General features: G+C 60.9%; 25 protein-coding genes. 6 read left to right on the top strand and 19 right to left on the bottom strand.

The genetic code is table 11. The features are described from left to right. Window positions 1–14 precede the first annotated feature (14 nt). Window positions 15–470, top strand: a complete 456-nt coding sequence (locus IE188_RS09335) for a hypothetical protein (RefSeq protein ID WP_229836672.1) — start codon at window positions 15–17, stop codon at window positions 468–470. Here the strand turns inward: IE188_RS09335 and IE188_RS09330 are convergent. Then, window positions 413–2,938: an ABC transporter permease gene (locus tag IE188_RS09330; RefSeq protein WP_229836669.1), complete on the bottom strand. Its 2,526-nt coding sequence runs from the start codon at window positions 2,936–2,938 to the stop codon at window positions 413–415. The genes IE188_RS09335 and IE188_RS09330 overlap by 58 nt on opposite strands. Further along, entirely contained in the window at window positions 2,935–3,603 is a 669-nt protein-coding gene (locus tag IE188_RS09325; protein WP_191286215.1) for an ABC transporter ATP-binding protein, read from the bottom strand. The genes IE188_RS09330 and IE188_RS09325 overlap by 4 nt, the downstream gene beginning before the upstream one ends. Window positions 3,604–3,627: 24 nt before the next feature. Here IE188_RS09325 and IE188_RS09320 point away from each other — a divergent pair, with 24 nt between their 5' ends. Then, complete coding sequence (locus IE188_RS09320; RefSeq protein WP_191286214.1) at window positions 3,628–4,284, top strand: arylesterase; 657 nt, start codon at window positions 3,628–3,630, stop codon at window positions 4,282–4,284. 209 nt (window positions 4,285–4,493) lie between these two features. Continuing rightward, window positions 4,494–5,096, top strand: coding sequence for a response regulator transcription factor (locus tag IE188_RS09315; RefSeq protein ID WP_191286213.1), 603 nt, complete (start codon window positions 4,494–4,496; stop codon window positions 5,094–5,096). 6 nt (window positions 5,097–5,102) lie between these two features. Here the strand turns inward: IE188_RS09315 and ccoS are convergent, their stop codons facing one another. The 8 genes from ccoS to ccoN form a co-directional block, all read right to left on the bottom strand. Further along, a complete protein-coding gene (ccoS, locus tag IE188_RS09310) occupies window positions 5,103–5,264 on the bottom strand; it encodes a cbb3-type cytochrome oxidase assembly protein CcoS (protein WP_191286212.1) in 162 nt (53 codons plus the stop codon). Between the two features lie 3 nt (window positions 5,265–5,267). Next, window positions 5,268–7,463 (bottom strand): heavy metal translocating P-type ATPase, encoded by a 2,196-nt coding sequence (locus IE188_RS09305; RefSeq protein ID WP_191286211.1) that lies wholly within the window; start codon window positions 7,461–7,463, stop codon window positions 5,268–5,270. Between the two features lie 33 nt (window positions 7,464–7,496). Beyond that, on the bottom strand, window positions 7,497–7,982 hold the full coding sequence (locus tag IE188_RS09300; protein ID WP_191286210.1) for a FixH family protein: 486 nt from the start codon (window positions 7,980–7,982) through the stop codon (window positions 7,497–7,499). Between the two features lie 2 nt (window positions 7,983–7,984). Beyond that, window positions 7,985–9,397, bottom strand: coding sequence for a cytochrome c oxidase accessory protein CcoG (gene ccoG / locus IE188_RS09295; RefSeq protein ID WP_191286209.1), 1,413 nt, complete (start codon window positions 9,395–9,397; stop codon window positions 7,985–7,987). Between the two features lie 376 nt (window positions 9,398–9,773). Further along, complete coding sequence (ccoP, locus tag IE188_RS09290; RefSeq protein WP_191286208.1) at window positions 9,774–10,646, bottom strand: cytochrome-c oxidase, cbb3-type subunit III; 873 nt, start codon at window positions 10,644–10,646, stop codon at window positions 9,774–9,776. Further along, window positions 10,643–10,855 carry a cbb3-type cytochrome c oxidase subunit 3 gene (locus tag IE188_RS09285; RefSeq protein ID WP_191286207.1) on the bottom strand — a complete coding sequence of 71 codons (213 nt, stop codon included), beginning with the start codon at window positions 10,853–10,855 and terminating at the stop codon, window positions 10,643–10,645. The genes ccoP and IE188_RS09285 overlap by 4 nt, the downstream gene beginning before the upstream one ends. Window positions 10,856–10,867: 12 nt before the next feature. Next, entirely contained in the window at window positions 10,868–11,593 is a 726-nt protein-coding gene (gene ccoO / locus IE188_RS09280; protein ID WP_191286206.1) for a cytochrome-c oxidase, cbb3-type subunit II, read from the bottom strand. 14 nt (window positions 11,594–11,607) lie between these two features. Further along, window positions 11,608–13,209 carry a cytochrome-c oxidase, cbb3-type subunit I gene (gene ccoN, locus IE188_RS09275; RefSeq protein ID WP_191286205.1) on the bottom strand — a complete coding sequence of 534 codons (1,602 nt, stop codon included), beginning with the start codon at window positions 13,207–13,209 and terminating at the stop codon, window positions 11,608–11,610. A 215-nt stretch (window positions 13,210–13,424) separates the two neighbouring features. Between ccoN and IE188_RS09270 the strand changes: the two genes are divergently transcribed. After that, window positions 13,425–14,264 (top strand): universal stress protein, encoded by an 840-nt coding sequence (locus tag IE188_RS09270; protein WP_191286204.1) that lies wholly within the window; start codon window positions 13,425–13,427, stop codon window positions 14,262–14,264. Window positions 14,265–14,370: 106 nt separating this feature from the next. Here IE188_RS09270 and fnrL read toward each other — a convergent pair whose 3' ends face one another. Further along, a complete protein-coding gene (gene fnrL / locus IE188_RS09265) occupies window positions 14,371–15,111 on the bottom strand; it encodes a transcriptional regulator FnrL (protein WP_191286203.1) in 741 nt (246 codons plus the stop codon). A 78-nt stretch (window positions 15,112–15,189) separates the two neighbouring features. Between fnrL and hemN the strand changes: the two genes are divergently transcribed. Beyond that, window positions 15,190–16,545: an oxygen-independent coproporphyrinogen III oxidase gene (gene hemN / locus IE188_RS09260; protein WP_191286202.1), complete on the top strand. Its 1,356-nt coding sequence runs from the start codon at window positions 15,190–15,192 to the stop codon at window positions 16,543–16,545. A gap of 13 nt (window positions 16,546–16,558) precedes the next feature. On the opposite strand, the gene IE188_RS09255 is transcribed toward hemN, so the two are convergent. Then, window positions 16,559–17,326 (bottom strand): esterase/lipase family protein, encoded by a 768-nt coding sequence (locus IE188_RS09255; RefSeq protein WP_407648230.1) that lies wholly within the window; start codon window positions 17,324–17,326, stop codon window positions 16,559–16,561. An 87-nt stretch (window positions 17,327–17,413) separates the two neighbouring features. On the opposite strand from IE188_RS09255, the gene IE188_RS09250 reads away from it, so the two are divergent. Then, window positions 17,414–17,869, top strand: a complete 456-nt coding sequence (locus IE188_RS09250) for an NUDIX domain-containing protein (protein WP_191286200.1) — start codon at window positions 17,414–17,416, stop codon at window positions 17,867–17,869. Between the two features lie 15 nt (window positions 17,870–17,884). On the opposite strand, the gene IE188_RS09245 is transcribed toward IE188_RS09250, so the two are convergent. From IE188_RS09245 to IE188_RS09215, 7 genes are all read right to left on the bottom strand, one after another. After that, on the bottom strand, window positions 17,885–18,136 hold the full coding sequence (locus tag IE188_RS09245; RefSeq protein WP_191286199.1) for a hypothetical protein: 252 nt from the start codon (window positions 18,134–18,136) through the stop codon (window positions 17,885–17,887). A gap of 23 nt (window positions 18,137–18,159) precedes the next feature. After that, entirely contained in the window at window positions 18,160–19,170 is a 1,011-nt protein-coding gene (locus tag IE188_RS09240) for a WD40 repeat domain-containing protein (protein ID WP_191286198.1), read from the bottom strand. 138 nt (window positions 19,171–19,308) lie between these two features. Continuing rightward, window positions 19,309–20,445 carry a hypothetical protein gene (locus IE188_RS09235; protein ID WP_191286197.1) on the bottom strand — a complete coding sequence of 379 codons (1,137 nt, stop codon included), beginning with the start codon at window positions 20,443–20,445 and terminating at the stop codon, window positions 19,309–19,311. A gap of 246 nt (window positions 20,446–20,691) precedes the next feature. After that, the gene (groL, locus tag IE188_RS09230; RefSeq protein WP_191286196.1) at window positions 20,692–22,332 is read right to left on the bottom strand and encodes a chaperonin GroEL; all 1,641 of its coding nucleotides are present in this window, start codon (window positions 22,330–22,332) and stop codon (window positions 20,692–20,694) included. A gap of 40 nt (window positions 22,333–22,372) precedes the next feature. Beyond that, window positions 22,373–22,660, bottom strand: a complete 288-nt coding sequence (locus IE188_RS09225) for a co-chaperone GroES (RefSeq protein WP_191286195.1) — start codon at window positions 22,658–22,660, stop codon at window positions 22,373–22,375. Between the two features lie 164 nt (window positions 22,661–22,824). Next, the gene (locus IE188_RS09220; protein WP_191286194.1) at window positions 22,825–23,958 is read right to left on the bottom strand and encodes a cytochrome-c peroxidase; all 1,134 of its coding nucleotides are present in this window, start codon (window positions 23,956–23,958) and stop codon (window positions 22,825–22,827) included. An 80-nt stretch (window positions 23,959–24,038) separates the two neighbouring features. After that, window positions 24,039–24,692 (bottom strand): DUF2161 domain-containing phosphodiesterase, encoded by a 654-nt coding sequence (locus tag IE188_RS09215; protein ID WP_191286193.1) that lies wholly within the window; start codon window positions 24,690–24,692, stop codon window positions 24,039–24,041. Window positions 24,693–24,850 lie beyond the last annotated feature (158 nt).

Genomic DNA, 24,850 nt, shown 5'->3' with positions numbered 1-24,850 from the left:
CAAAAAAGCTCGGCTTGAAAGACGGCCAGCGGGTGGCGTGGCTGAACCGCCCTGCGGCGCTGGACCACCTCGTGAAAAGCCGCGCCTTTGCCACGGTCGAGGACTGCACCACAGGCACCCTGCGCGGGCCCTATGATCTGATCCACATGTTTACCGATAGTCGAGCCGCTTTCGAGGCGGCGCTGCCAAGCCTGCGCGCAGCGTTGCAAAAGGACGGCATGATCTGGATTTCGTGGCCCAAGAAAGCATCAAAACAGCCGACGGATATGACCGAAGATGTGATCCGCGATCTCGCGCTGTGCACGACACTTGTCGACGTAAAGGTCTGCGCCGTGGACGACATCTGGTCGGGTTTGAAACTGGTCATCCGCAAGGTGCATCGCGCCGCACATGGCCAGAACCATGGACGGGGTCATTCAGGCGCGCGCAGCACCCGTGCCGGTCGCGCAGACAGCGGACGCCAGGCATAGACAAGTCCGGCCAGTACGGTGGCAACCACCCCGCCTGACACGATGGCGATGGCATTCGCGGCGTCAAAGACGAACCGTTCTTCCATGATGTAATGGGTGACCGCCCATCCGGCCAGCCCACCCGCCAGCACCGCCACAGCCCCCGCAGCCGCCCCCAGCACCGCCGAGCGGATGGCGAAATTTGTCAGGATCGCAGGGCGCGTTGCCCCAAGGGTTTTCAGCACCGCCGCTTCATAGGTGCGCGCACGCTCCCCCGCCGCCGCCGCCCCCATCAGGACGACAAAACCGGTCAACAGGGTCGCCAGCGCACCATAGGTAATCGCGGCGGCCACCTGCCCCATGATCCCCGTCACCTGCGTGATCGCATCCCGCACCGAGATCAACGTGATATTCGGATAGGTCCGGCCCAAGTCGCGGAGGATTGCCGCCTCGCCGTCCGCGTCGGAATAGATCGTCGCAATATAGCTGTGCGGGGCGCCCGACAGCGCCGAAGGGTTCATGGTCATCACAAACCCCATCCCGGCCTGGCTGAAATCAACCTCACGCAAGCTGGTGATCGTGCCGGTGATGTCGCGCCCCAAAATGTTCACGGTCAGGCTGTCGCCAAGGCCGATGCCCATCTCTTCGGCCTCTTCCGCGGCAAAGCTGATCTGCGGCGGGCCTTGGTAATCTGTGGGCCACCACTCACCTTCGACGACGTTGGTGCGGGTCGGCGTATCGGAATAGGTCAGGCCCCGATCCCCGCGCACCACCCAATGGCCACCGGCCACCTCGCGCGCCGGGCGGTCGTTGATCCGGGTGATCATGCCACGCAGCATGGGGGCGGTGTCGATGCGACTGACCAACGGGTCGCCTTCAAGCCGGGTCGTCACACCGTCAATCTGGTCGGGTTGGATATCGACCACGAAAAAGCTGGGCGCCACGTCTGGCAGGTCGCGCGCAATGGCACCGCGCAGATTGTTGTCGATCTGCCCCACCGCGGCCAGCACCGCCAGGCCAAGCCCCAGTGACAGCACAACCGCGCCGGCCTCACCACCCGGACCGCCAACCGCGCCAAGGGCCATCCGCAGAGTGGGCCACCCGCGCATGGCTTTGCGGTGCCCGACCCAGCGCGACACCCAGCGCACCCCAAGCCCGGTCAGCACCAGCGCAGCGAAAGCACCGGCCAGACCGATGAAGCTCCACATCGCCAGGCGTGGCATCCCGGACAAGGTCGCCGCCGACCAGATCAGCAGCGCCAGCAAGGCCAGGCAGATCCCGATGAACAAGGGGCGTGGCAGGCGATTGCCACCAAGGGCAGCATCGCGAAAAAGCGCCGCGGCCTTCACATCCTCGGTTCGGGCAAGCGGCCACAGGGTGAACAGCAGCGCCGCCAGCACGCCATAAAGCGCCGCCTCGGCCAGAGGGCGGGCATAGATCTTGATCTCGGCCGTGATGGGCAACACGTCTTCGATCAGGGGCGCCAGCGCCAAAGGCACCACGGCCCCCAAAAACAAACCCAGGGAAAGGCCAATCAGGGTCAAAACGCCGATTTGCAGGAAATATGTAAGAAAGATCGTCTGTTTGTCGGCGCCTAGCGCGCGTAAGATCGCTATTGTGCTGGTTTTGCCGTCCAGATAGGCACGCACAGCGGCCGAAATCCCGACCCCGCCGACGGTCAGCCCGGCCAATCCGACCAGCACAAGAAACGCGCCCAGCCGGTCGACCAGACGCCGCATACCGGGCGCGCCATTGCGGGCATCCTGCCACCGCGCGCCATTTGGTTCGAGCGTCGGCATGGTTGCGGCATAAAGCTGATCAAGGCTTTGACCCGACGCCAGTCGCATCTTGTACTGGCTGTTGAACAATGTGCCTTCGGTCAGCAAACCCGATCCGTCCAACGCCGACCGCCGCACGATGGTGCGCGGGCCAAGGCTGAATCCGCCGCTGGCATTGTCCGGCTCTTTCACCAACTCGGCCATCAGGACAAACTCGGTCTCGCCCAGTTGGAACCTATCTCCCAAGGACAGGCCCAGCCGGTCGATCAGAAGATCATCCATCACCGCTCCGGACTGCCCGTTCTGACCATCCAGCGCCGTGGACAGGTTGATCGGTGGGTCCAGTTCCACCTCCCCGACCAGCGGATAAGCGTCATCGACGGCCTTGATCTGTGTCAGCCCACGCTCATCCCCCACCACGGCCATGGATCGAAAATCAGCCATCACGGTCATCTGGGCGCTTTCGGACGTCAGAACCGCAAGCTCGGCAGTGTCGGCGAACCGATAGGTGAACGACACAGACGCATCGCCCCCCAGCAGAACCGCCCCTTGCGCAGCCAACCCTGCCCGAAGCCCTTCGCGCACACTGCCCACACCGGCAATCGCGGCGACGCCCAGCACCAGACAGGCAAGGAAGATGCGAAACCCGCGCGTGCCGCCGCGCATCTCGCGCCGGGCCAGACGCAGCGCCATGCTCAGCGACTGCATCATACCAGCACCCCGTCCTGGATCTGAAGGATCCGGTCGCAGCGTTCGGCCAGTTCCGGCGCATGGGTGACAAGGACCAGGGTGGCACCATAGCGGTCGCGCAGGCCGAACAGCAGGTCCATGATCGCCGCACCGGTCTTGCCGTCCAGATTACCGGTTGGCTCATCCGCCAGCAGAATTTCGGGACGCGGTGCGGCGGCTCGCGCCAGTGCCACGCGCTGTTGTTCCCCGCCCGACATCTGGCTTGGATAATGATCCAGCCGATGCGACAGGCCGACCGCAGTCAGTTCTTCCTCGGCCCGTTCGAACGCGTCCCGCACACCGGCCAGTTCCAGGGGTGTTGCCACATTCTCCAGCGCCGTCATGGTGGGGATCAGGTGGAAAGATTGGAACACCACCCCCATATGATCCCTGCGGAACCGGGCAAGATCGTCTTCGCCCATCGCGCTCAGGTTCTGACCCAACACGGTCACGCTGCCACTGCTGGCTTGCTCAAGCCCGCCCAGCACCATGAGGAGAGATGATTTGCCCGACCCCGACGGCCCTGTCAGCCCCAGCGTTTCGCCCGCCATCACACGCATGTCGATCCCCTTGAGGATCTCGGTCCGTCCGGCATTATGTCCAAGCGTCAGGCGGGCGTCGGTCAGGGCGATGATCGGCTTGGACATGGAATTTCCTGTAAGGGGCAAGGCATGAAGATATCACGTGGATATGGGGTTTGGGCCGGGTTTCTCAAGTGCTTGGTTGCAATCATGTTTCTGTCAGGGGCGGCGCGGGCCGACACCGTCACCATCCTGGCGCTTGGTGACAGTCTGACCGCCGGATACGGGTTGCCGCAGCAGGACGGGTTCGTGCCGCAACTCGAGAGCTGGCTGACAGATCATGGCATCGACGCAAAGGTGGTCAACGGGGGCGTGTCCGGGGACACCTCGGCAGGTGGGGCCGCGCGGCTGGACTGGGTGCTGACCGATGAGATCGACATGGTGCTGGTTGCCCTTGGCGCCAATGACATGCTGCGCGGCATCGACCCGGAAACGACATATACCAATCTTGATACGATCCTGTCCGAACTGGCAGCGCGTGACCTGCCCGGCTTGCTGATCGGCATGCCCGGTCCCGCCAATTTTGGCCCCGATTACAAGGCCGCGTTCGAAGGGGTGTTCGAGCGACTGGCGCAGCAGCATGATGTGCCGCTATACCCCAGCTTCCTGGCCGGTCTCACGGATGCCGCGGGATCGGCCAATGATGCGTTACGATATTTGCAGTCCGACGGGCTGCACCCGACCGCCGAAGGCGTGACGCTGATCGTGGATGCGCTGGGACCGGCGGTGGTGACGGTGCTGCCCTAGGCGATGGGCGCACTGCCAAGGTCAACTGATGCACCGGGAAACACGGCGCATCATGGACCTTCGGCGTCCAGACCTCACTTTCAGACAGGTTTCGGGCCTTAAACCTATCCCTAGTGACACCTATTCGCCCTTCCCTCGCTGTGCGATTGTTGCGCGCCTGAAACCGGCCTTGGCCAAAACGGCCACAAATCGTGAAGCGGAGCACCGCTGTGACAATCCTGTTGGTGACAGAGGACCATGCGATCCAGCGCAGGTTCACATCTGTTTTGAAGCCGGGCGGTGACGTTCGGTTGCACGCCTGTGCAACCGTGCAAGAGGCGGAAACCCTTCTGCGCAGCCAGCCGGGCCTGCACATGCTGGTCATAGATTTCGGCACACCGGGGCTGGGTGGACTGCGGGCGATCACCCGGCTGTCAAAAGCCCGTTCGGATGTGCCGGTGGTGTTGTTGATGCACACCCCGTCGCTGACCGTCGCCCGCCAGGCTCTGCGCCTTGGTGTGACGGCCTGCATTCCGGCGGCTCTGACGAACGCGGACCTGAAAGCCGCCCTTCACCTGGCGAAAGGCCAGAGCGACCTGATCGTGCTGCCTCACGGCAGCCTGACCCCTGCTGGCGCGGAAAACCTGTTGTCGCGCCGCGAAGCACAGATCCTGGCGCTTTTGTGTGACGGGCAGCAGAACAAGGAAATTGCCCATACTTTCGGCATTCAGGAAGTGACTGTGAAAATGCATATGCGGTCGGTGATCCGCAAACTGGGCGCGCGCAACCGCACCCATGCGGCGATGATCGCGCGGAATCGCGGTTTGGTCTGATCTTGGTCAGTCCTTGGGCGGGGCGTCGTCCCAGCGATCGCTGAGAATGCGGTGGCTGTCGCCTTCCGGGTCTTCATATTGCTCGCTTTTCAGGGTCCAGAAGAACGCGGCCAGACCAAGACCGCCCAGCAAAAGCGAGACAGGGATCAGATAGACCAGCACGTTCATGGATTAGCCCTTTCTCAGTCGCAGCGCATTCAGCGACACTGTCACGGACGAGGTCGACATGGCAAGCGCGGCTGCCAGCGGCGTCGCCAGCCCGATCAGCGCAATCGGAATGGCAATGGCGTTATAACCCGCTGCGATGGCGAAGTTTTCCTTGATCCTTCGGGTGGCGGATTTGGACAGATCAATCGCGTCTGCCAACGGCTCCATCGACTTGCCCAGAAGCACGATGTCGGACACGACGCGCGCCGCTTCAAGCGCGGATGCAGGCGAGATCGAGACATGCGCCGCCGCCAGCGCCGCGGTGTCGTTCAACCCGTCGCCGACCATCAGAACCTTCTTGCCCGCCTTGCCAAGTCGCGCGACATACTCGGCCTTGTCCTCGGGCAGGGTATCGGCTTTCCAATCCTCGATCCCCACACGTCCGGCGATGTCGGCCACGGCAGCGGGCACATCGCCCGAAATCAAGGTGATGCCCATCCCTTTTGATTTCAACGCGGTGATCGCGGCCTCTACTCCGGGGCGCAGCGCGTCGGTAAAGGTGAAGGCCACGGGTTTCGCGCCGGACACTGCCAGATAGGTCGCGGTCTGACCAACGGCGTTGGCGCCCAGCCATTCGGCACGGCCCAGACGCACGATCTTGCCCTGCCATTTGCCCTCGATCCCTTTGCCCGGCACCTCATGCACCTGTGTCACATCGGCAGGCTGAACCCCTGCGGCGCGCACCGCCTGCACAAGCGATTGGGCCAACGGGTGGCTGGAGCCTTCCGCCAGCGCCAATGCGATTTCCAGATCGCGGGGTTTGTGGCGTGACAGATCACCCAGGGCAGGCTTGCCCTCGGTCAGCGTGCCGGTTTTGTCGAACACGACGTGATCAACCTCGGCCAGCCGCTCCATCGCGGTGGCGGATTTCAACAACATGCCTTGCTTGAACAACCGCCCTGACGCCGCCGTGGTCACAGCGGGCACAGCCAAGCCTAGCGCACAGGGGCAGGTGATGATCAGGGTCGCGACCGCGATGTTCATCGCCATGCGCCAATCGCCGGAATACCATAGCCAGAACAGAAACGCGGCCAGTGCCAGCAGATGCACCACCGGCGCATAGACCGCCGCCGCCTTGTCGGCGAGCGAGGTATATCGGTTGCGCGCGGTTTCCGCGATCGCAACAAGATCCGCCATCCGGTGCAGAGAACTGTCACGACCCGCCGCCGTTACCCGCACGGTCAGAGGGCCGGTCAGGTTCACCTCGCCTGCCGACACGATGGTTTCAGGCGCGGCGGCGACCGGAAGGCTTTCCCCGGTCAGAAGCGAGCGGTCCAATTCGCTTTCGCCGGTCAGGACGATCCCGTCCACAGGCACACGAGCCCCCGGCACAACGCGCACGACATCGCCTGGCGACAGGTCGGACACAGCGACCTGCTCATCCGCTTGTCCGTCGACCACGCGGGCCGCGCGGGGGACTTCAAGGGCGGCCAGTTCCTCGGCCGCTGAACGTGCCACGGCGCGGGTGCGATAATCCAGATACCGCCCGGCCAGCAGGAAGAACGTCAGCGACAAGGCCGCATCGAAATAGGCATGTTCGCCCGAATGCATCGTCTCGTAAATCGACATGCCCAAGGCCAGAATAATCGCCAACGAGATCGGCACGTCCATGTTCAGACGCCCCACCCGTAGTGCCGACCAGGCCGAGCGGAAGAACACCTGACTGGAAAACCCGATGGTCGGAATGGCAATCGCCGCGCTGATCCAATGGAACAGGTCACGGGTGGCGTCGGTGGCGCCCGACCAGACCGCCACGCTCAGCAGCATCACGTTCATCATGGCAAAGCCCGCCACACCCAGACGCATCAGCAGGTCCTTGCCCTGCTTGTCCGTCGCGGTCGAGGTGAGCTGCCCCGGATCCAACTCATAGGCCTCGAAACCGATTCCGGTCAGGTAGTCCGCCAGCGACTGCGCCTCGACCCCCGGATCGACATCAACGGTTGCGCGTTTCAGCGTCAGGTTCACACGGGCGTCCCGCACACCGGGCTGCGCGGCAAGACCGCGCTCGACCCCGGCGATACAGGCGGCGCAGTAGATCTGAGGCAAGGACAGCATGATGCGCTGCGCCTCCATCCCGTTGCCGTGATAGCCCTTGCCGGCTTGCGCTTCGGCAAGCGGGGCCGCGTCACAGGCGGGACAGGCAGAGATCGGGGTGGCCATGACTGCGGTTCCTTGTCTGCGTTCGATGTGGCGCTATTTGCCCGAGATGAAGATGGGAATGCGACGCTGAAAACTGGTGCCATCTTCGGCAATCACATTCAGGCGCAGGTTCCAGTTGCCTTCGCCCAGCGGTCCGACCTGCGCCAGATAGACACCGTTGGACCCCTGGCTGAACGCAGGCTCCTGATCCTCTTTCACATGGGTTGCGCGCCCAAGAAGGCCATAGATGGATTTGACGGTAACGGGATCACCAGCCTTGTCGCTGATATCAAGCACCAGCGTTTCGCCATCCACATCGACTCTGACGTCCCAGCCCAGCGCCTCTTGCGCGGCTTTCTGCGCGTCGAATTGCTGGCTGGCGACATAGGAGTTCCTGGTTTCCAACCCCGGAAACGTGCCGATGGCGGAATAAGCCATGAAGATGTTCACGCCGATGATCACCGTGAAGGCCGACACGACGATGGCCAGAACATGCTTGCCGGTCAGCTCGAACTCTTTTTTCTCACTCGGATTGGCCATTCCTAGCGCCCCCTGCCGTTGAACACGGTGTCCACATGCACCCGGTCGCCCGTGATGCCGTCAATGATCCAAAGGCGCAATTCGGTCCGCGCGTCGCGGGCGGCTTCGGACCCCGGAGGCGCGATGACATAGACCCGCTGCTTGGCTTCCGTATCGGGCGGCGCCACCAGCACAAGTTCCTCGCTGCCTTCCAGTTCGATTACCATATCACTGCCCTCGGACAGCGAGAAGTAGTATGGCCATTCTTCGCCGTGCCGGTTGCGTACGCCCACGTCATACGTATTGCGGATGGAGCCGTCCGACAGTGTGACATAGGTCGGGTTGCGCACCGGATGCACGGTCACATCCACGTCCGGCCGGATGAACAGGGCGACGGTCAGCGCGACCCCGACCAGAGCCCAAAGCGTGGTGTAAAGGATCGTACGCGGGCGCAGAAGGTGCTTGATGACAGGAATTTTCTCGTTCCCGGCGCGTTCATAGGCCTCGTCTTTCAGCGCCAGATAATCGATCAGGCCGCGCGGTTTGCCAACCTTGTCCATCATCTCGTCGCAGGCGTCGATGCAGAGGCCACAGGTGATGCACTCCATCTGTTGCCCGTCGCGGATGTCGATGCCCATCGGGCAGACGTTCACGCAGGCGTTGCAGTCGATACAGTCGCCCAGATCGTCCCGCACCTTGCCCTTGCCACGCGGTTCGCCCCGCCAGTCGCGATAGGCGATGGTGATCGTGTCCTCGTCCATCATCGCCGCCTGAATGCGCGGCCATGGGCAGGCATAGATACAGATCTGTTCGCGTGCGATGCCCCCGAAAATGAACGTTGTCAGGGTCAGCACCAGGACCGTCGAATAGGCCAGCGGATGCGCGTTCCCCGTGACCAGGTCGACCAGAAGCGTCGGCGCATCGGCGAAATAGAACACCCAGGCGCCGCCCGTGGCGACCGCGATGATGATCCAGAGCGCAAACTTGATCAGGCGCTTGCGGATCTTCTCTGCGTTCCAGCTTTGACGGTGCAGGCGCAGACGTGCGTTCCGGTCACCTTCAACCCAGCGTTCGACCAGGATGAACAGGTCGGTCCAGACGGTCTGCGGACAGGCATATCCGCACCAGACACGTCCCGCCGCCGAAGTGAACAGGAACAACCCGAGCCCCGCCATGATCAGAAGCCCCGCAATGAAATAGAATTCATGCGGCCAGATTTCGATCCAGAAGAAGTAGAACCGGCGGTTGGCCATGTCGACCAGGATGGCCTGGTTGGGCAGGTTGGGGCCGCGGTCCCAGCGGATCCACGGGGCAAGATAATAGATGCCCAGCGTGATCCCCATGATCCACCATTTCAGGCTGCGAAACGTGCCTTTCACCCGTTTGGGGAAAACGGGTTCGCGCGGGGCGTACAGCTGTTCGGGGGCGTCAGACATGGACAGATTCCAATCCTGCTTTTCGGTTGAACCGGGAATTAAGAATTATTCTACAGTGCAGCCTTGATGTGGATCAAAGATTTTGGCCGCGCCATTCACGGGATATGTGATTAGTCCTTGATTATTATCAAGTTTCCATATTGTCACAGCGCCATCCCGTCGCAGTCGGGCAAATGGCCGCACCCCTGATCACCTGTCAAGTCATTCGCGAAACAGGAAACAGCACCGCGTCTGTGACAAAGCCCGGTCGCTGTCTGGCAACCGGGCTTTTGAGTTAGGTGGCACCGACCCCGGAGAAACGCGCGAACAGGATCAGGGGTCGGTGCCGTTGACCGGGGAGTGAGGCCCCGGAACTCGTGGTTGGTTGGCCGATGGCTTATTCGCCGCCGCCCAACTGGTGAACATAGGCTGACACGGCGTTAATCTGGCTGTCGGTCAGTTTGCCGCTCCAGGCCGGCATCACGCCGAACGGGCCGGTGGCCACGATTTGGGTGATGGCCTCTTCGCTGTCGCCGTAAAGCCAGATGGCATCGGTCAGGTTGGGCGCGCCCTGGCTGCGATCACCGGTGCCGTCTTCCATATGGCACGAGGTGCAGTTGTCAGCGAACACGGTTTCCCCGTCAGCCGCCAGCGCCATGTCGGCATCCGCCTGGGTGACAGGGGACAGCGACATAACATAATGGACGACCTGTGCAATCTCTTCGTCGCTCAGATAATCGTCGCCAAAGGCGGGCATCTCGGAATACCGGGTGTCGTCGTCATCCTCGGACCGGATGCCGTGCCGCAGCGTGTATTGAATATCCTCGATGGTGCCGCCCCACAGCCAGTCATTGTCCAGAAGGTTGGGATAGCCGACGTTGCCCGCCGCCCCAGACCCGTGACATTGCGAACAGAAGGTTGCAAAGGTCGCGCGGCCCGACTGGATTGCATAGTTGTGCAGGTCGCTGCCCGGTTCCAGAGCCGTCAGATCGGCCGAGGCAAGCTGGGCTTCCAGCTCGCTGTTCATCGCGCTGAAGCGATCGATTTCGGCGGCCACTTCGGCACGGGTGGAATAGCCCAGATAACCAGCGGTCGCCCCCTTGATCATCGGCCAGGCCGGATAGGCGATGGTGTACCAGACGCCCCAGATGATGGTCAGGTAGAAGACCCAGACCCACCAGCGTGGCAGCGGGTTGTTGAACTCTTTGATACCGTCCCATTCATGGCCGGTCGTTTCGGGCTCTTTCTTTTCAACAGGTTTTTTACTCATTGCCGCAACTCCCTTTGAGCTGAGCGCCCGGGTTCGTCCCGGTCACCGGCAGGTTTGTCTTCGTGGCGGAAGGGGATGTTGGCGGTGTCGTCGTGGACCTTGCGGCTGCCCGGGCGAAACGCCCAGGCAACAACGCCAAGGAAAAAGACGAACATCGCCAGAAGCACCCAACTGTCAGCGATTTCGCGGAGCAGAGAATAGGTGTCCATCATCCCAGCTCCTTACCGGCTTGCGTCAGGTGTGAAGGTCGAGAAATCGACCAACGTGCCCAACATCTGCATATAGGCGATCAAGGCGTCCATTTCCGAAACACCGGGCGCACCGTCGAAGTTGCGCACCTGCGCCTTCGGATAGCGTGCCAGAAGCCCATCATAGTCGCTGTCAGGATCCGCCTGAGCCAACCAGTCGGCTTCGGCGTTTTCCATCTGCTCGTCGGTGTAAGGCACACCCACGATCTGATTGGCCTTCATCAGGTCCTGGATATAGGTCGGCTCGATCAGGCGATCCGCCAGGAAGGCATATTTCGGCATCACCGATTCCGGCACGACCGATTGCGGATCTTTCAGGTGATCCACATGCCATTCGTCAGAATACCGGCCACCGACGCGGGCCAGGTCCGGCCCGGTCCGCTTCGATCCCCACTGGAACGGGTGGTCATACTGACTTTCCGCCGCCAGTGAATAGTGGCCGTAACGCTCAACCTCATCGCGCATCGGGCGGATCATCTGGCTGTGGCAGACATAGCAGCCTTCGCGCACATAGATGTTCCGACCCTCAAGCTCGAGCGGCGAGTAGGGGCGCATGCCGTCCACATCCTCGATGGTGTTTTCGAGGTAGAAGAGCGGTGCGATCTCCACGATGCCACCCACGGTGACAACCAGAAGGCTACCGACCAGAAGAAGCGTTGCGTTCTTTTCAAGAACAACGTGTTTGTCGAGAATTCCCATTGGTCCTTCCCTCCTTATTCTGCCGGAGCCGTTTGGGCGTCATCGGCGGTCTCGGCCACCGGCGAACGCGTCACGGTCATCCAAAGGTTGTAGCACATGATCAGGGCACCCGTGAGGAACAGAACCCCACCCATACCGCGCACCACATACATCGGGAACTTGGCGGCCACGGTGTCGGCGAACGAGTTCACCAGGAAGCCTTGCGCGTCAACTTCACGCCACATCAGGCCTTCCATGATACCGGTCACCCACATCGACGCGGCGTAGAGCACGATGCCGATGGTGGCGAGCCAGAAGTGCCAGCTGACCAGTTTCAGGCTGTAAAGGCCTGCACGGTTCCACAGTTTGGGGACAAGGAAATAGAGCATCCCGAAGGTGATCATCCCGTTCCAGCCCAGCGCACCCGAGTGCACGTGACCAATCGTCCAGTCCGTATAGTGCGACAGCGAGTTCACGGCGCGGATCGACATCATCGGACCTTCAAAGGTCGACATGCCATAGAAACCGATCGACACAACCATCATCCGGATGACCGGGTCGGTGCGCAGCTTGTCCCAGGCGCCCGACAGGGTCATCAGGCCGTTGATCATGCCACCCCACGACGGCATCCACAGGATGACCGAGAACACCATGCCAAGGGTCGAAGCCCAGTCCGGCAGCGCGGTATAGTGCAGGTGGTGCGGACCGGCCCAGATATACAGGAAGATCAGGGCCCAGAAGTGAATGATCGACAGTTTATAGCTGAAGACGGGGCGTTCGGCCTGTTTCGGCACGAAGTAGTACATCATGCCAAGGAAGCCTGCGGTCAGGAAGAAGCCCACGGCGTTGTGACCGTACCACCACTGCGTCATCGCATCCTGAACACCAGCAAAAAGCTGAACCGATTTAGATCCGAAGATCGACACCGGCATGGCCAGGTTGTTCACCACATGCAGCATGGCAATGGTGATGATGAACGACAGATAGAACCAGTTGGCCACATAGATATGCGGCTCTTTCCGCTTCATCAGCGTGCCCATGAACGCCAGAAGATAGGCAACCCAGACCACGGTCAGCCACAGGTCGGTGTACCATTCGGGTTCAGCATATTCTTTCGATTGGGTGGCGCCCAGCAGATAGCCGGTGGCGGCCAGCAGGATCACGATCTGGTATCCCCAGAACACGAACCACGCCAGATTACCGCCCCAAAGGCGCGCGCCGGATGTGCGTTGTACGACATAAAACGAGGACGTGATCAGGGCGGTGCCGCCGAATGCGAAGATCACCGCCGAGGTGTGCAGCGGACGCAGGCGTCCGAAGTTCAGATACCCGTCGGCCCAGGCGAAATTGAGGTTTGGAAAGGCCAGCTGAAACGCGATGAACGTCCCAACAAGGAAGCCAACCGCGCCCCAGAAGGCCGTCAGGGCGACCCCTACGCGCACGGGGCCATCCATATAGCCGGTTGCGACCGCCTTCTTTTCACCCACGGTGCGGAGTGAAAAGACAAACAGGCCTGCCGCGATCAACACCACCAGGATTGCATGAACCTGATAGGCGATGTCGCGGGCATAACTTGCAGCGATTGCGGCCAGCACTGCGATGAGGCCGTAGATCGCCAATTTGAGGTAATCCCACATTTTGCGTCCCTTCGTCTTATGTCATACGCCCCCCTCCCACGACCGGAAGGGGGCACTATTCGACTTGTGTGGGTTTGGACCTATCCCTTCAAGACTGCTTTGATCCATATCAAAAACTGTCGCAGGTGGCCGAATAAGCCCGATTGACCCATGTCAAAGCGTCGCACGCGCGGCGGGGGCACGCTGTCAATCAGGCCAAATCGGAGGGCAAACTGATGACATACCGCACCGTTAACACAATCGTCACCGACACCACGCATTGCAAGGGCGCGCTTGAAGCGGCCAAGGCGGTCGCCAACCAGCACGACGCCCATCTTGAGGTGCTGTGCTTGGGAATCGACCGGTCTCAGCAGGGATTTTATTACGCAGGGGCGTCGGCAATGGTGGTGCAGGACAATCTGGCACAGGCGCGTGAAGACGCGATGGACCTCGAGGCCTTTGCCCGAAAAGCACTGACAGCGCATGCCCTGCCATGGTCAAGCGATGCGCTGACGGCACAGATGGTTGCCCTGAATGGCGTTGTCGCCCATCGCACCCGGTTTGCCGATCTGGTCGTGATGCCGCGCCCCTATGGTGAAGGGCGCGGGCATGACGCCGAGGCCATCGTCGAAGCCGCCCTGTTCGACGGCAACGTTCCGGTCCTTGTAATGCCGGACGGGGCCGCGTTTCCGCAATCTGTCGGCAATATCGTTGTCGCCTGGAACGAAAGCCCCGAGGCGCTGCGGGCCGTGCGTCAGGCGATGCCATTCCTGAAGCAGGCGGATACGGTGTCAATTGCCATCATCGACCCGCCCCAGCATGGGCCGGAACGGTCCGACCCCGGCGGGGCGCTCAGCCAGATGCTGGCCCGACACGGAGTGCGCGCCGAGGTTTGCGTCCTGGCCAAGACAATGCCGCGCATCTCGGACGTTTTGAACCGCCACGCGCTCGACAAGGATGCGGATATGATCGTGATGGGCGCCTACGGGCATTCACGGTTCCGCGAATCAATTCTGGGGGGAGCTACCCGGCATATGCTGGAAGTGGCCGAAGTGCCCATCGTGCTGGCGCACTGAACGCGGAACCATCACCGGACACAGCTGAATACACATGAAGGGCGCCGCAATCGGCGCCCTTGCGTAATCTTTTTGGCCATATCATCGCGGATCAGAACCCGTTGTCTCAGACAATCGGGGCGCCATCCACATCGTCACCGGTTTCGGTGATCAGAGCCTGAAGATCGGGGATGGTCACGCGGCGCTTGCCCTGAAGCTCGACCACGCCGGTTTTCTTCAAGGCCGAGACCTGACGGCTCACAGTTTCCAGCGTCAGACCCAGATAGTCGGCCATCGCCTCGCGCGTCAGCGGCAGCTCGAAGCTCATCCCGTCGCGCGGTGGTTTTTTATGCAGGGACGCATCCCGGCGCGCCAGAATGGCCAGCAAACTGGCAATTTTCTCGCGTGCTGTCTTGCGGCCCAGAACCAGCATCCATTCGCGCGCGCTGTCCAGTTCGTCCAAGGTCATCTGCAACAGCCGTGTGCCGATGGCGGGTGTCTTTTCCATCATGTCTTCAAACGGTTTCTTGCGGAAACAGCACAGGGTCAAATCCGTCACCGCCACCACATCGAACGGGGCGGCATCGCGCCCGGGGCGCCCAATGAAATCAGACGGCAACAACAGCCCCACCATCTGGGTGCGGCCATCTTCCATGGTCTGGCTCAGCGTCGCAATGCCGCTGACGACACTCGAGACAAACTCCATCGGGTCGCCGGACCAGATCACCGGCTGCCCTGCTTCAAAGGTGCGGTAATACTTGATCGCATCCAGTTGCTCCAACTCGTCGGGCTGGCAACGGGCACACACGGCACGGTGGCGAATTGGGCAGCTGCCACAATCACGGGTATTGAAGCTGATGTCGTTCATGGTTTTTTTTAACAAGAGCTGTGTCTTGTTTGATCCTGATCAAAGTTGAGCGCGCGTTTGTTCGCCAAACCTATGCGAATGCAGACCACTTCGCAACTCAAACGCCTCGGTCTTTTTGACGCGCGCGTGCCCCGCTATACCAGCTATCCGACCGCCCCGCATTTCAAGGCGGGCGTCGGGTCCGCCAACCTGTCCGACTGGATCAGCGCGATCCCGGCGGATGATGCAGTATCGCTATACGTGCATATACCGTTCTGTCGCCGGTTGTGCTGGTTCTGCGCGTGTCGCACCCAGGGCACGTCCACCGCAGAACCCGTCGTGGCCTATGTGAACAGTCTGAAACAAGAGCTTTCGACGATCAAAACCCTGCTGGCCGACGGGATCAAGCTGGAACACCTGCATTGGGGTGGCGGGACACCGACCCTGCTGCAGCCCGAGATGATCGCTGATCTGACCGATGCGATTCTGTCCACCACGCCACTGGCGCCCGATGCGCAGTTTTCGGTCGAGATCGACCCGTCCGAGATTGACGATGCAAGGCTGGATGCGCTTGCGGCGGCAGGGATGAACCGTGCGTCCATCGGGGTGCAGGATTTCGACCCGATGATTCAAGAGGTCATCGGCCGCCCGCAAAGCTATGAAATCACCAAACAGGCCGTGGACGGTCTGCGCGCGCGCGGCATCAACAGCCTGAACATGGATATCCTTTACGGCCTTCCGCACCAGAACACGGCGCGAATCACCGATTCGGTCGAAAAGCTGATCAGCCTTGGTCCTGACCGGGTGGCGCTGTTTGGCTATGCCCATGTGCCATGGGTGGCGCGTCGTCAAACCCTGATCCCGACCGAGGCGCTGCCCTCGGCCGAGGAGCGGCTGGACCTTTACAACACCGCGCGTGATCTGTTCATCGCCGCAGGTTATGACGAAATCGGCATCGACCATTTCGCCCTGCCCTCGGACGGTCTGGCCAAAGCCCACAAGGCCGGCACGATGAAGCGGAATTTCCAGGGGTATACCGAAGACGCTTCGAAGGTGATGATCGGCGTTGGCGCCAGTTCGATCGCCCGCTACCCGCAAGGCTATGCGCAAAACGAACCGGCCACGTCGAAATACCAGGCTGCGGTGCGCGATGGTCGGCTGGCAGGAGCCAAGGGTCATGTCTTCAGCGACGAAGACCTTGCCCGAGGCCGCGTGATCGAAGAGCTTCTGTGCTATTTCCGCGTTGATTTTGCCAAGCTGGCGGATGAGTTCACGCGCCCGGTCGACGACTTTCTGGCGATGGTGGTCGGGCTGGACGCCGCGATGCCCGATACCACCGATCTTGACGGCACCGTGTTGACCATTCGGCCCTCGGCCCGACCGGTCGCCCGCATGATCGCGCGGCATTTCGATGATTACGAGATGAACGAAAGCGGCCACAGCCAGGCGGTGTGATCCCGCCTGCGCGCTATCGGTCGCGGCGCAGGAAGCGGTTGCGATACCCCGCTTCGGTGGCGATGTCGTCCAGCACCTTTGCCAATGTCAGATCGTGATCGAACTTGCCGTTTTGCAAGAATTCCGTGACCTGCGCGATGACCAGCGGGTTCACCATCATGAATGTGTGCGTCACGGGCAGAACGATGTGGTCGTTCATGCCGGCAATGCGGGTGTTGTCCACCGCGACCTTGCCATCATCCTCGCCTTCGATCACGGCTGAATAGATCGGGTTGAGCGAGCGGTTGCCTGCGATCACCCCCAGTTCAAACGCGGCGCGCCCCGCCTGGTTAGGAACCGAATCCTCATCCGTTCCCAGTTGCAGCCCGGCAGGGCCGTTCAGCCATTCGAACGGCTCGAGATCACCAAACGCATCCACCAGTTGCGAGCCTTTGTTGGGCGGAGCCATCATCACCACGCGCCCCATATTCTTCGGTTGATGATCCTGAAGCCAGACCCGCGCCAGAATGCCGCCCATGGAATGGGTGACGAAATGCACTTTCTGATCGCCGCAGGCGCTCAGGGCAGGCGGGATCGCGGCCTCGACCAGCACGCCAATCGGGGCCTTGGTCGACGGATAGCCCATATTCACCACGTCATACCCCGTGGCGCGCAGGCTTTCCTCCATCACCCAGAGCGAGGATGGCGTACGGGCAAGCCCGTGCAACAGGATGACGCAATCCGCGCGCGCGGGTGCGCCAAGGGCGGTCAGGACGCCAAGGGCAAGGGTCAACACTCTGATCATATGGGATAGATACGCATACCGCCCACCAGATGCGAGAGGCAGCTTGCCCCTGATCCGCCGATAAGCAAATCTTGGCGCATGTCGATGAGATTCAAAACACCCCGGCTGGCGGTGCGCGGCCTGATCCTGCACCACAACCGCCTGTTGATGGTCAATGCCTATGGCGGCGGCCTGTCCGATCTGCTTTGCCTGCCCGGTGGCGGGGTCGAACCGGGGGCAAGCCTGCCGGACAACCTGATCCGTGAGGTGCACGAAGAGACTGGCCTGACCATCGCAGTCGGTGCCCCGGCCCTGGTGAACGAATTTCATGACCCCGACACCGGCTTCCATCAGGTCGAGATCATCTTTCGCTGCGATTTCCTGGGCGGACATCTGGATCCGGCATGGCAAGACCCGGAAACCATCGTGACCGATCGGCGCTGGGTCAGGCAGCAAGACATCGCAGACTTGCACTTTCGCCCTCTCTCATTGCCGGACCTGGCGTGGGGAAATAACCAAAACGCCCCGACCTATGACGCGCTGGAAGAGATAGTGAGATAGTCTGCCCCCGCTTGCTCAGCGCGACGCACTTTCGGCGGCGATGGCTTGCCGTTCAGCCTCTGACAACCCCGACCACAGCATCTCGTAAAGCGCGATGCCTGATGGAAGGTCTTGACCCGCATAGCTGAGTGCCCGCGTGCTGCCCATGCCGAGAATGGATGCATCTTTGGTCACGGGATACTGGTCAAATGTGATCCAGTCATGGGGGCTGGCCTCAAGCATGACGCCCTCGAGGTCTGTCACCAACAATTCGAATCCGGTGGGCATGTAGTTGTCGTCGAATCCCGTCGCTACAAGCGTTGCGACCGCCGCCCCGTCCCGGACAACTGCCAGGCTGCATCCCCGGTCCCTGCCAATCGGGTCACGGTTTCCATGACAGGGTCAGCGATGAACTGATTATCTCCGACAGCGACAAGCATTGTGGCGCCAACCGGTGACTGCGTCAGATATATCGACGGGCCCGTCACGTCGATCCGCACAGACCCGGAAAGCCCGTCTGGCATATGGCGTTGAAGGGTGACCGCCGCGATCTCGTAATTCGCGACCTCGCCCTGCGCCACGATAAAGCTGCTATCTGCCGCCCAGGCAACCACGTCAAAAGCCTCGATCTGGTCGGGCCAGAACCCGGTAACACGCGCACGGCTTTCCAGATCCCAGACCGCAACACGCCCCCCCGCAACAGCCGCCAAATGCTTGCCATCCGGAGAAAATCCGGCGATCCACCCCGGTGCGCCACCAAGATCGAGCGGGGCGTGAGCCGTTCCGTCCATCGTATCGAACAGCAGCACCTGCCCTTCATCCATTGCCCAGATGGCCACCAGATCGCCGTCAGGCGAAAACGCGGGCGGCAGACCGGGGCCGTATACCATGCTGATCGGCACATCCCATGCCACCAGGTCGGAAATCCATTCATTGCTGCGCGGATCGAAAAGCGCATAGGGCGGCGCGTCCTGTGTCCCGTCCTGCGGACCGTTGGCAGCCCCCACAACGGCACGGTCGCCGCGCCAATTGACGGCGTAGTGCTGAAACCCAGACCGGTCGACCTGCGTGATGCGCGCCGCCGCAGCGCGCAGCAAGGCCCTGTACGCATCGGGATAGTTATCCAGATCGGCCTCGGTCGGCGCATCGGGAAGCGCGCGCAAGGCCAGCGCAATGGCCCGGTCACGATCACCCGCCATCGTTGCGGCGATCGACTGTTGCACAAAGTCCAGGCTCTTTTCCTGTTGCGCCATGACCTGCCCCGAAAACATCAAGAAGACGCACATGGGTGCAATGACAAACCGTGCTGAAAAATCGAACATGAATGCCTCCGAAACAAATGCTTGGTCCAGAGTTCATAGCACAAATGAGATTTTGCTTCATCCAAACGTCAGAAAGCCCCGGACCTATCCAGGGCTTTCCGGCTGCCGCAGGCATGCCCGTGTTGCAGTTGCAGCCTGTCAGCGCACCTCGGTATAGAACCCCGGCGCGAACCAGCGGATGACCAGCGCCCCGGCGCCGGCGAGTGCAATCGCCAATGTGGCGATCCATCCGATGAACGGGATCATCGCCAACACCGTGATTGCCACCGCGCCCACCAGTGCGGCAATCGCGCGTTCGCTGAGGGTTTCCGGCAGCGGGCGATTGGTGGCGCCCAGTAAGCCGACGCCAAGGATATAGGTGCCGATAACATATCCCGCGATGCCCAGAAGCACGGCCAGCACGATGGATACGGGGATCAGCAGAATGCCGAACCCGGTCAGCGCAAACAGGAACAGCGACCCGGCCAGTGCCGAGATGGTCAGAAAGCCCATCCAAAGGGCGCGCGCCGGGGTTTCCAGCGTGCGCAGGCGCAGCGCCAGAAGGAAGGAGGGCGCAAGTGCTGAAATCAGGGTGGCAATCGCGGTCAGGATCAGGATCGACGTGATCGTCCCGACCAGCCAGGCGACAATGCCCGGGCGAGAGCGGTCAAGCGTCGCGCCCCCCTCGGGATCGGCGGAGGCGTCGAAGTCGTCAATATCATGACGCGAGATCCGGTCCTGCGGCACAACGCTGTCGGGAATGTCGATATCGTTTGGATCCTCGGCATAAAGATACAACGTCCCCTCGATCCGGGCGTTATCCCCGAAGCTGAGGTTATCCACCGAGAAGCTGGCATCGCCCGCAATCGCACCGGTCAGCAGGATGTTTTCGGCAGCCACCAGCGCGCTGTCACCAACGGCGCCGTTGATCTCGATCCGTTGGGCCGCGGCGCGCAGGTCACCGCCCACATCGTTGTTTACAAGGACCGTATCGCCGATCAGATGCGCATCATCGCCGACTCCACCGGACATATTGACGTTCAGTCCGGCCGCATAGAGGCTTTTGCCCACCGGACCAGAGATGGACACCGAGCGACCACCGGCATGGGCGCTGCCATTGACCGAAGCCGACAGCACCACCGTGTTGCCCGCAATGAATGCATCATCCACCGCTTCACCCGTCAGGGTCACGTTGTCACCGGCCATATAGGCATCATCTCCGAAACGATAGACCTCTTGCGCGGTGGCTGGCACCGCCAGAAGCGTGACGAAAAGCAGAATAAGGGATCGAAGCATGGCAGCCTCCGCCAAAGGGTTATGTTACACTTATTAACATAAACGGTGTCACAACTTTTTGTAAGGGGGGTGGATGAATTTTCCACCACAAAGTAAAAGGGCGCCCGAACCGAACGCCCTTCAGATATTTTGTCTTGGCTATTGGCAGATTGGCCTGACGGCCAATCGCCTGTCGCCGGGCAGCTCTCGGCAGATTGGCCTGACGGCCAATCGCCTGTCGCAATCGAATTCCTGACGGAATTCGATTTACATCATGCCGCCCATGCCGCCCATGTCGGGCATGCCGCCGCCAGCAGGGGCGTCTTTCTGCGGCTTGTCGGCCACCATGGCTTCGGTGGTGATCAGAAGACCAGCAACCGAACCGGCGTCTTCCAACGCGGTGCGGGTGACTTTGGCCGGGTCGATCACACCGAATTTGAACATGTCGCCATATTCTTCGGTCTGGGCGTTGAAGCCGAAGGTCACATCGTCGCTTTCGCGCACTTTGCCTGCAACCACGGCACCGTCGACACCCGCGTTTTCAGCGATCTGACGCAGCGGAGCTTCCAGCGCCTTGCGCACGATGTTGATGCCTGCGTTCTGGTCAGCGTTTTCACCTTCAAGACCGGCAAGACCCTTGCCAGCCTGAACCAGTGCAACACCACCGCCAACGATCACGCCTTCCTGCACCGCAGCGCGGGTGGCGTTCAGGGCATCGTCCACACGGTCTTTGCGCTCTTTCACTTCAACCTCGGTCATGCCGCCCACGCGGATCACGGCAACACCACCTGCCAGTTTGGCAACGCGCTCTTGCAGCTTCTCGCGGTCATAGTCCGAAGTGGTTTCCTCGGCTTGCGTGCGGATCTGGGCCACACGGGCTTCGATCTCGGCTTTTTCGCCAGCACCGTCAACGATGGTGGTTTCGTCTTTGGTGATCTGGATTTTCTTGGCCGACCCCAGCATGTCCATGGTCACGCTTTCCAGCTTCATGCCCAGATCTTCCGAGATCACCTGACCACCGGTCAGGATCGCAATGTCCTGCAGCATGGCCTTGCGGCGATCACCGAAGCCCGGCGCCTTGACGGCAGCGATTTTCAGACCGCCGCGCAGCTTGTTGACAACCAGAGTTGCCAGAGCTTCGCCTTCAACGTCCTCGGCAATGATCAGCAGCGGTTTTTGCGACTGGATGACCGATTCCAGAAGCGGAACCATCGGTTGCAGCGACGACAGTTTCTTTTCGTGCAGAAGCACCAAGCAATCGTCCAGTTCGGCAACCATCTTGTCGGGGTTGGTCACGAAATAGGGCGACAGATAACCACGGTCGAACTGCATACCTTCAACAACGGTGGTTTCGGTCTCAAGGCCTTTGTTTTCCTCGACCGTGATCACGCCTTCGTTGCCAACCTTCTGCATCGCGTCTGCGATCTGGCGGCCGATTTCAGCTTCGCCGTTGGCCGAGATGGTGCCAACCTGCGCAACCTCGTCCGAGTCCTTCACTTCGCGCGCCATGTCTTTCAGGCTAGCGACAACCTTGGACACAGCCAGGTCGATCCCGCGCTTCAGGTCCATCGGGTTCAGACCGGCAGCAACCTGTTTCAGACCTTCGCGCACAATCGCCTGGGTCAGAACGGTGGCCGTGGTGGTGCCGTCGCCGGCTTCGTCATTGGTGCGACTGGCGACTTCTTTCACCATCTGCGCGCCCATGTTTTCGAACTTGTCTTCCAGTTCGATTTCTTTTGCGACCGTCACACCGTCTTTGGTGATGCGCGGGGCGCCGAACGACTTGTCCAGAACCACGTTGCGGCCTTTCGGGCCAAGGGTCACTTTGACAGCATCGGCAAGGATATTGACGCCACGCAGCATTGCATTGCGGGCTTCGGTTTCGAACTTTACGTCCTTAGCAGCCATTTAGCTTACTCCTGAAAATTCGTGTAAATCGGTCAGACGATCAGGCAATGATGCCCATGATGTCGGATTCTTTCATGATCAGCAGCTCTTCACCGTCGATGGTGACTTCTGTGCCGGACCATTTGCCGAAAAGGATCTTGTCGCCTTCTTTGACGTCCATGGCGATACGATCACCGTCGTCGTCTTTCGCACCGGCGCCCACGGCAACAACCAGACCTTCGGCCGGTTTTTCCTTGGCGCTTTCCGGAATGATCAGGCCGCCTGCCGTTTTCTCGTCGCTTTCGACGCGGCGGACCAACACACGGTCATGCAGTGGTGTAAATGCCATTTGCTGAGACTCCCTAAGCTCAGTTTCAGTTCTCTTAGCACTCACCGGGTGCGAGTGCTAACGGCGCAGAGTTAGGGAGTCATTTGAAGGGTGTCAAGCAATCGAAAAAGATTTCTGGACCGGCATGGCACAACCCGCCAGCCCGGGCAACCAGTTGACCGGCTTCAATTGGCTTGATCTTCCAGCAAATGCTCATACCGCGCATCTGTCAGCGTCTTCATGAACGCGACCAGAGCGTCGATGCGCTTGTCATCCAGTGCGGGCCCGTGGATCAACTCCGTCACCGCCAGATTTTGCGGGATTTCCGGCATGGCCCAGGGCTTGCCTGTTTCGGGATTGATCTGCCGATCTTTGTCCAGAGTGTTGTATTTGTTGTAAAACAACACGACGGTGCGCAGGTCTTTGAACACCCCGTTATGCATGTAAGGTCCGGTCACCGCCACATTTCGCAAAGTCGGGACCTTGTAGCGTCCGCCCGCATCGGCAGTGTCAATTTCCGGGTTTCCCAGCAGGCCAAGATCCGGACCCTTCACCCCATTGGCGGCGCGCACCGCTTCATTCATCGGCGTTCCGATGTTGTGATATTCGTAGTTGGTGAATGTCTCGTCCCCAGCGATGGGTGAGGGACGCAGTTGGTGACACAGGTTGCAATTGGTGAACTGCTCCGAGAAGAACAACACGCGACCCAGTTCTTCCTCGTCCGTCAGCTTGACCTCCCCGCGCAGGAAACGGTCGTATTTGCTGTCGAAGGGCGAAAACAGATCGGTGCTTTCGAACGCGGCAATTGCCTCCGTCATCGCATCATAGGCGGCAGCGTCATCGTCCCAGATCGCGTCGCCAAACAGCGCCTTGAAAGCCGCGACGTAGTCGTTGTTTTCCGCCAGTCGCGCGACAACCGACGCTTCGTCAGGCATTCCCATTTCAATCGGGTTCAGGGGCGGCCCGCCCGCCTGCCCCGCCAATCCGGCGGCGCGACCGTCCCAGAACATCCCTCCGCGCCATGCCTTCTTGTCCAACTGTTCGAAATCCGGCGTGAACTTTGCATAAGCCGCCGTGGGTGCGGTGCGGTCGCCAAGGCTGACCCCGTCATCGCCCAGCGACACCGCGCGCCCGACTTCTGTTTCGCGCGGATCAACAAAACCGTGTTCCGGATCGTGACAGGTAGCGCAGGATTGTGTGCGGTTCTTGGACAGGTTTACGTCAAAGAACAGCGCCTCGCCCAGTTCCTCAAGGCTGTCGAACGCAGCAACAGGAGAGGCCAGACCAACCACCAGTACCGAGGCAAGACACACACGCATGGGAAAGCTCCTGATCAATCTCACCCGCTGTTAATCGAGAATCGCGACAAAGGGAATTGATCCCGATCAAAAAGGTCGGATTAATCTTTCAAAGCCGACCGTCCCTCGGGTGTCAGGCCATAGACGCCGCGTTCCACCCGCTCGAACCAGCCATAATGATTGATCGCCATCATCCGCGTCGCGGTCTTAACGCCCGTGGCTTTGGCAAGTGCTGCGCCTTTCATCGGCCCTTCTTTCGCCAGACAGGCCGCAAGTCTCTCGGCGTCCTGCCGATAGGCCGTCACAACCTTGCCATTCGTGCCACCGGTATTTGGGTCGCCATCGCGGCGGGTAAACTCGGACAAGAGCCGCGCCGATTTCACCTTGGATTTGCGCGGCTGAAACGGGCCGGGATCTGTGTGGACCTGCACGAACCCATCCTTCAGACGCACCGACAGCACCCCCACGCCAAGCCGCTTGCACAGGCCCACATTGCCCTTGAACGCCCGCCACCCCGATTTGCCCGACCAACGCGGCACCGCCACGTAAACCAGATCGCTGATCGCCTGACGTGCAACGGCCTGCTGCAACAAGGTCAGGGAAAACCCCGCCTTCAGCTCCACGATCAACGGCGGCTGACCCGCGCGCAGCGCCACCACATCGGCAGGGCCAACTTCGGATTTCACTTCATACCCCGCCTGTTCCAGCCAGGATTTTACGGGGGCATAAAGGTCGGTTTCGGACGGTTTCGACATGCGACCTTTCTAGCGCCGGCGGCGCCGCAGGACCAAGCCATTTACGCAAAGCCTGTATTCCGCTACACTGGCAGTCTGCAAAAGGAGTGCACTGCCAGTGATCAAGTAAGCCTCAGACAAGGATGCCCCGATCGGGGTTGGTTTACATTCACATGACA

This window comes from Aliiroseovarius zhejiangensis, from assembly GCF_014656375.1.
In the GTDB taxonomy this organism is placed as follows: Bacteria; Pseudomonadota; Alphaproteobacteria; order Rhodobacterales; family Rhodobacteraceae; genus Aliiroseovarius; species Aliiroseovarius zhejiangensis.
The sequence above is the reverse complement of the archived record's forward strand: the minus strand, read 5'-3'. Positions and strand labels throughout refer to the sequence as shown.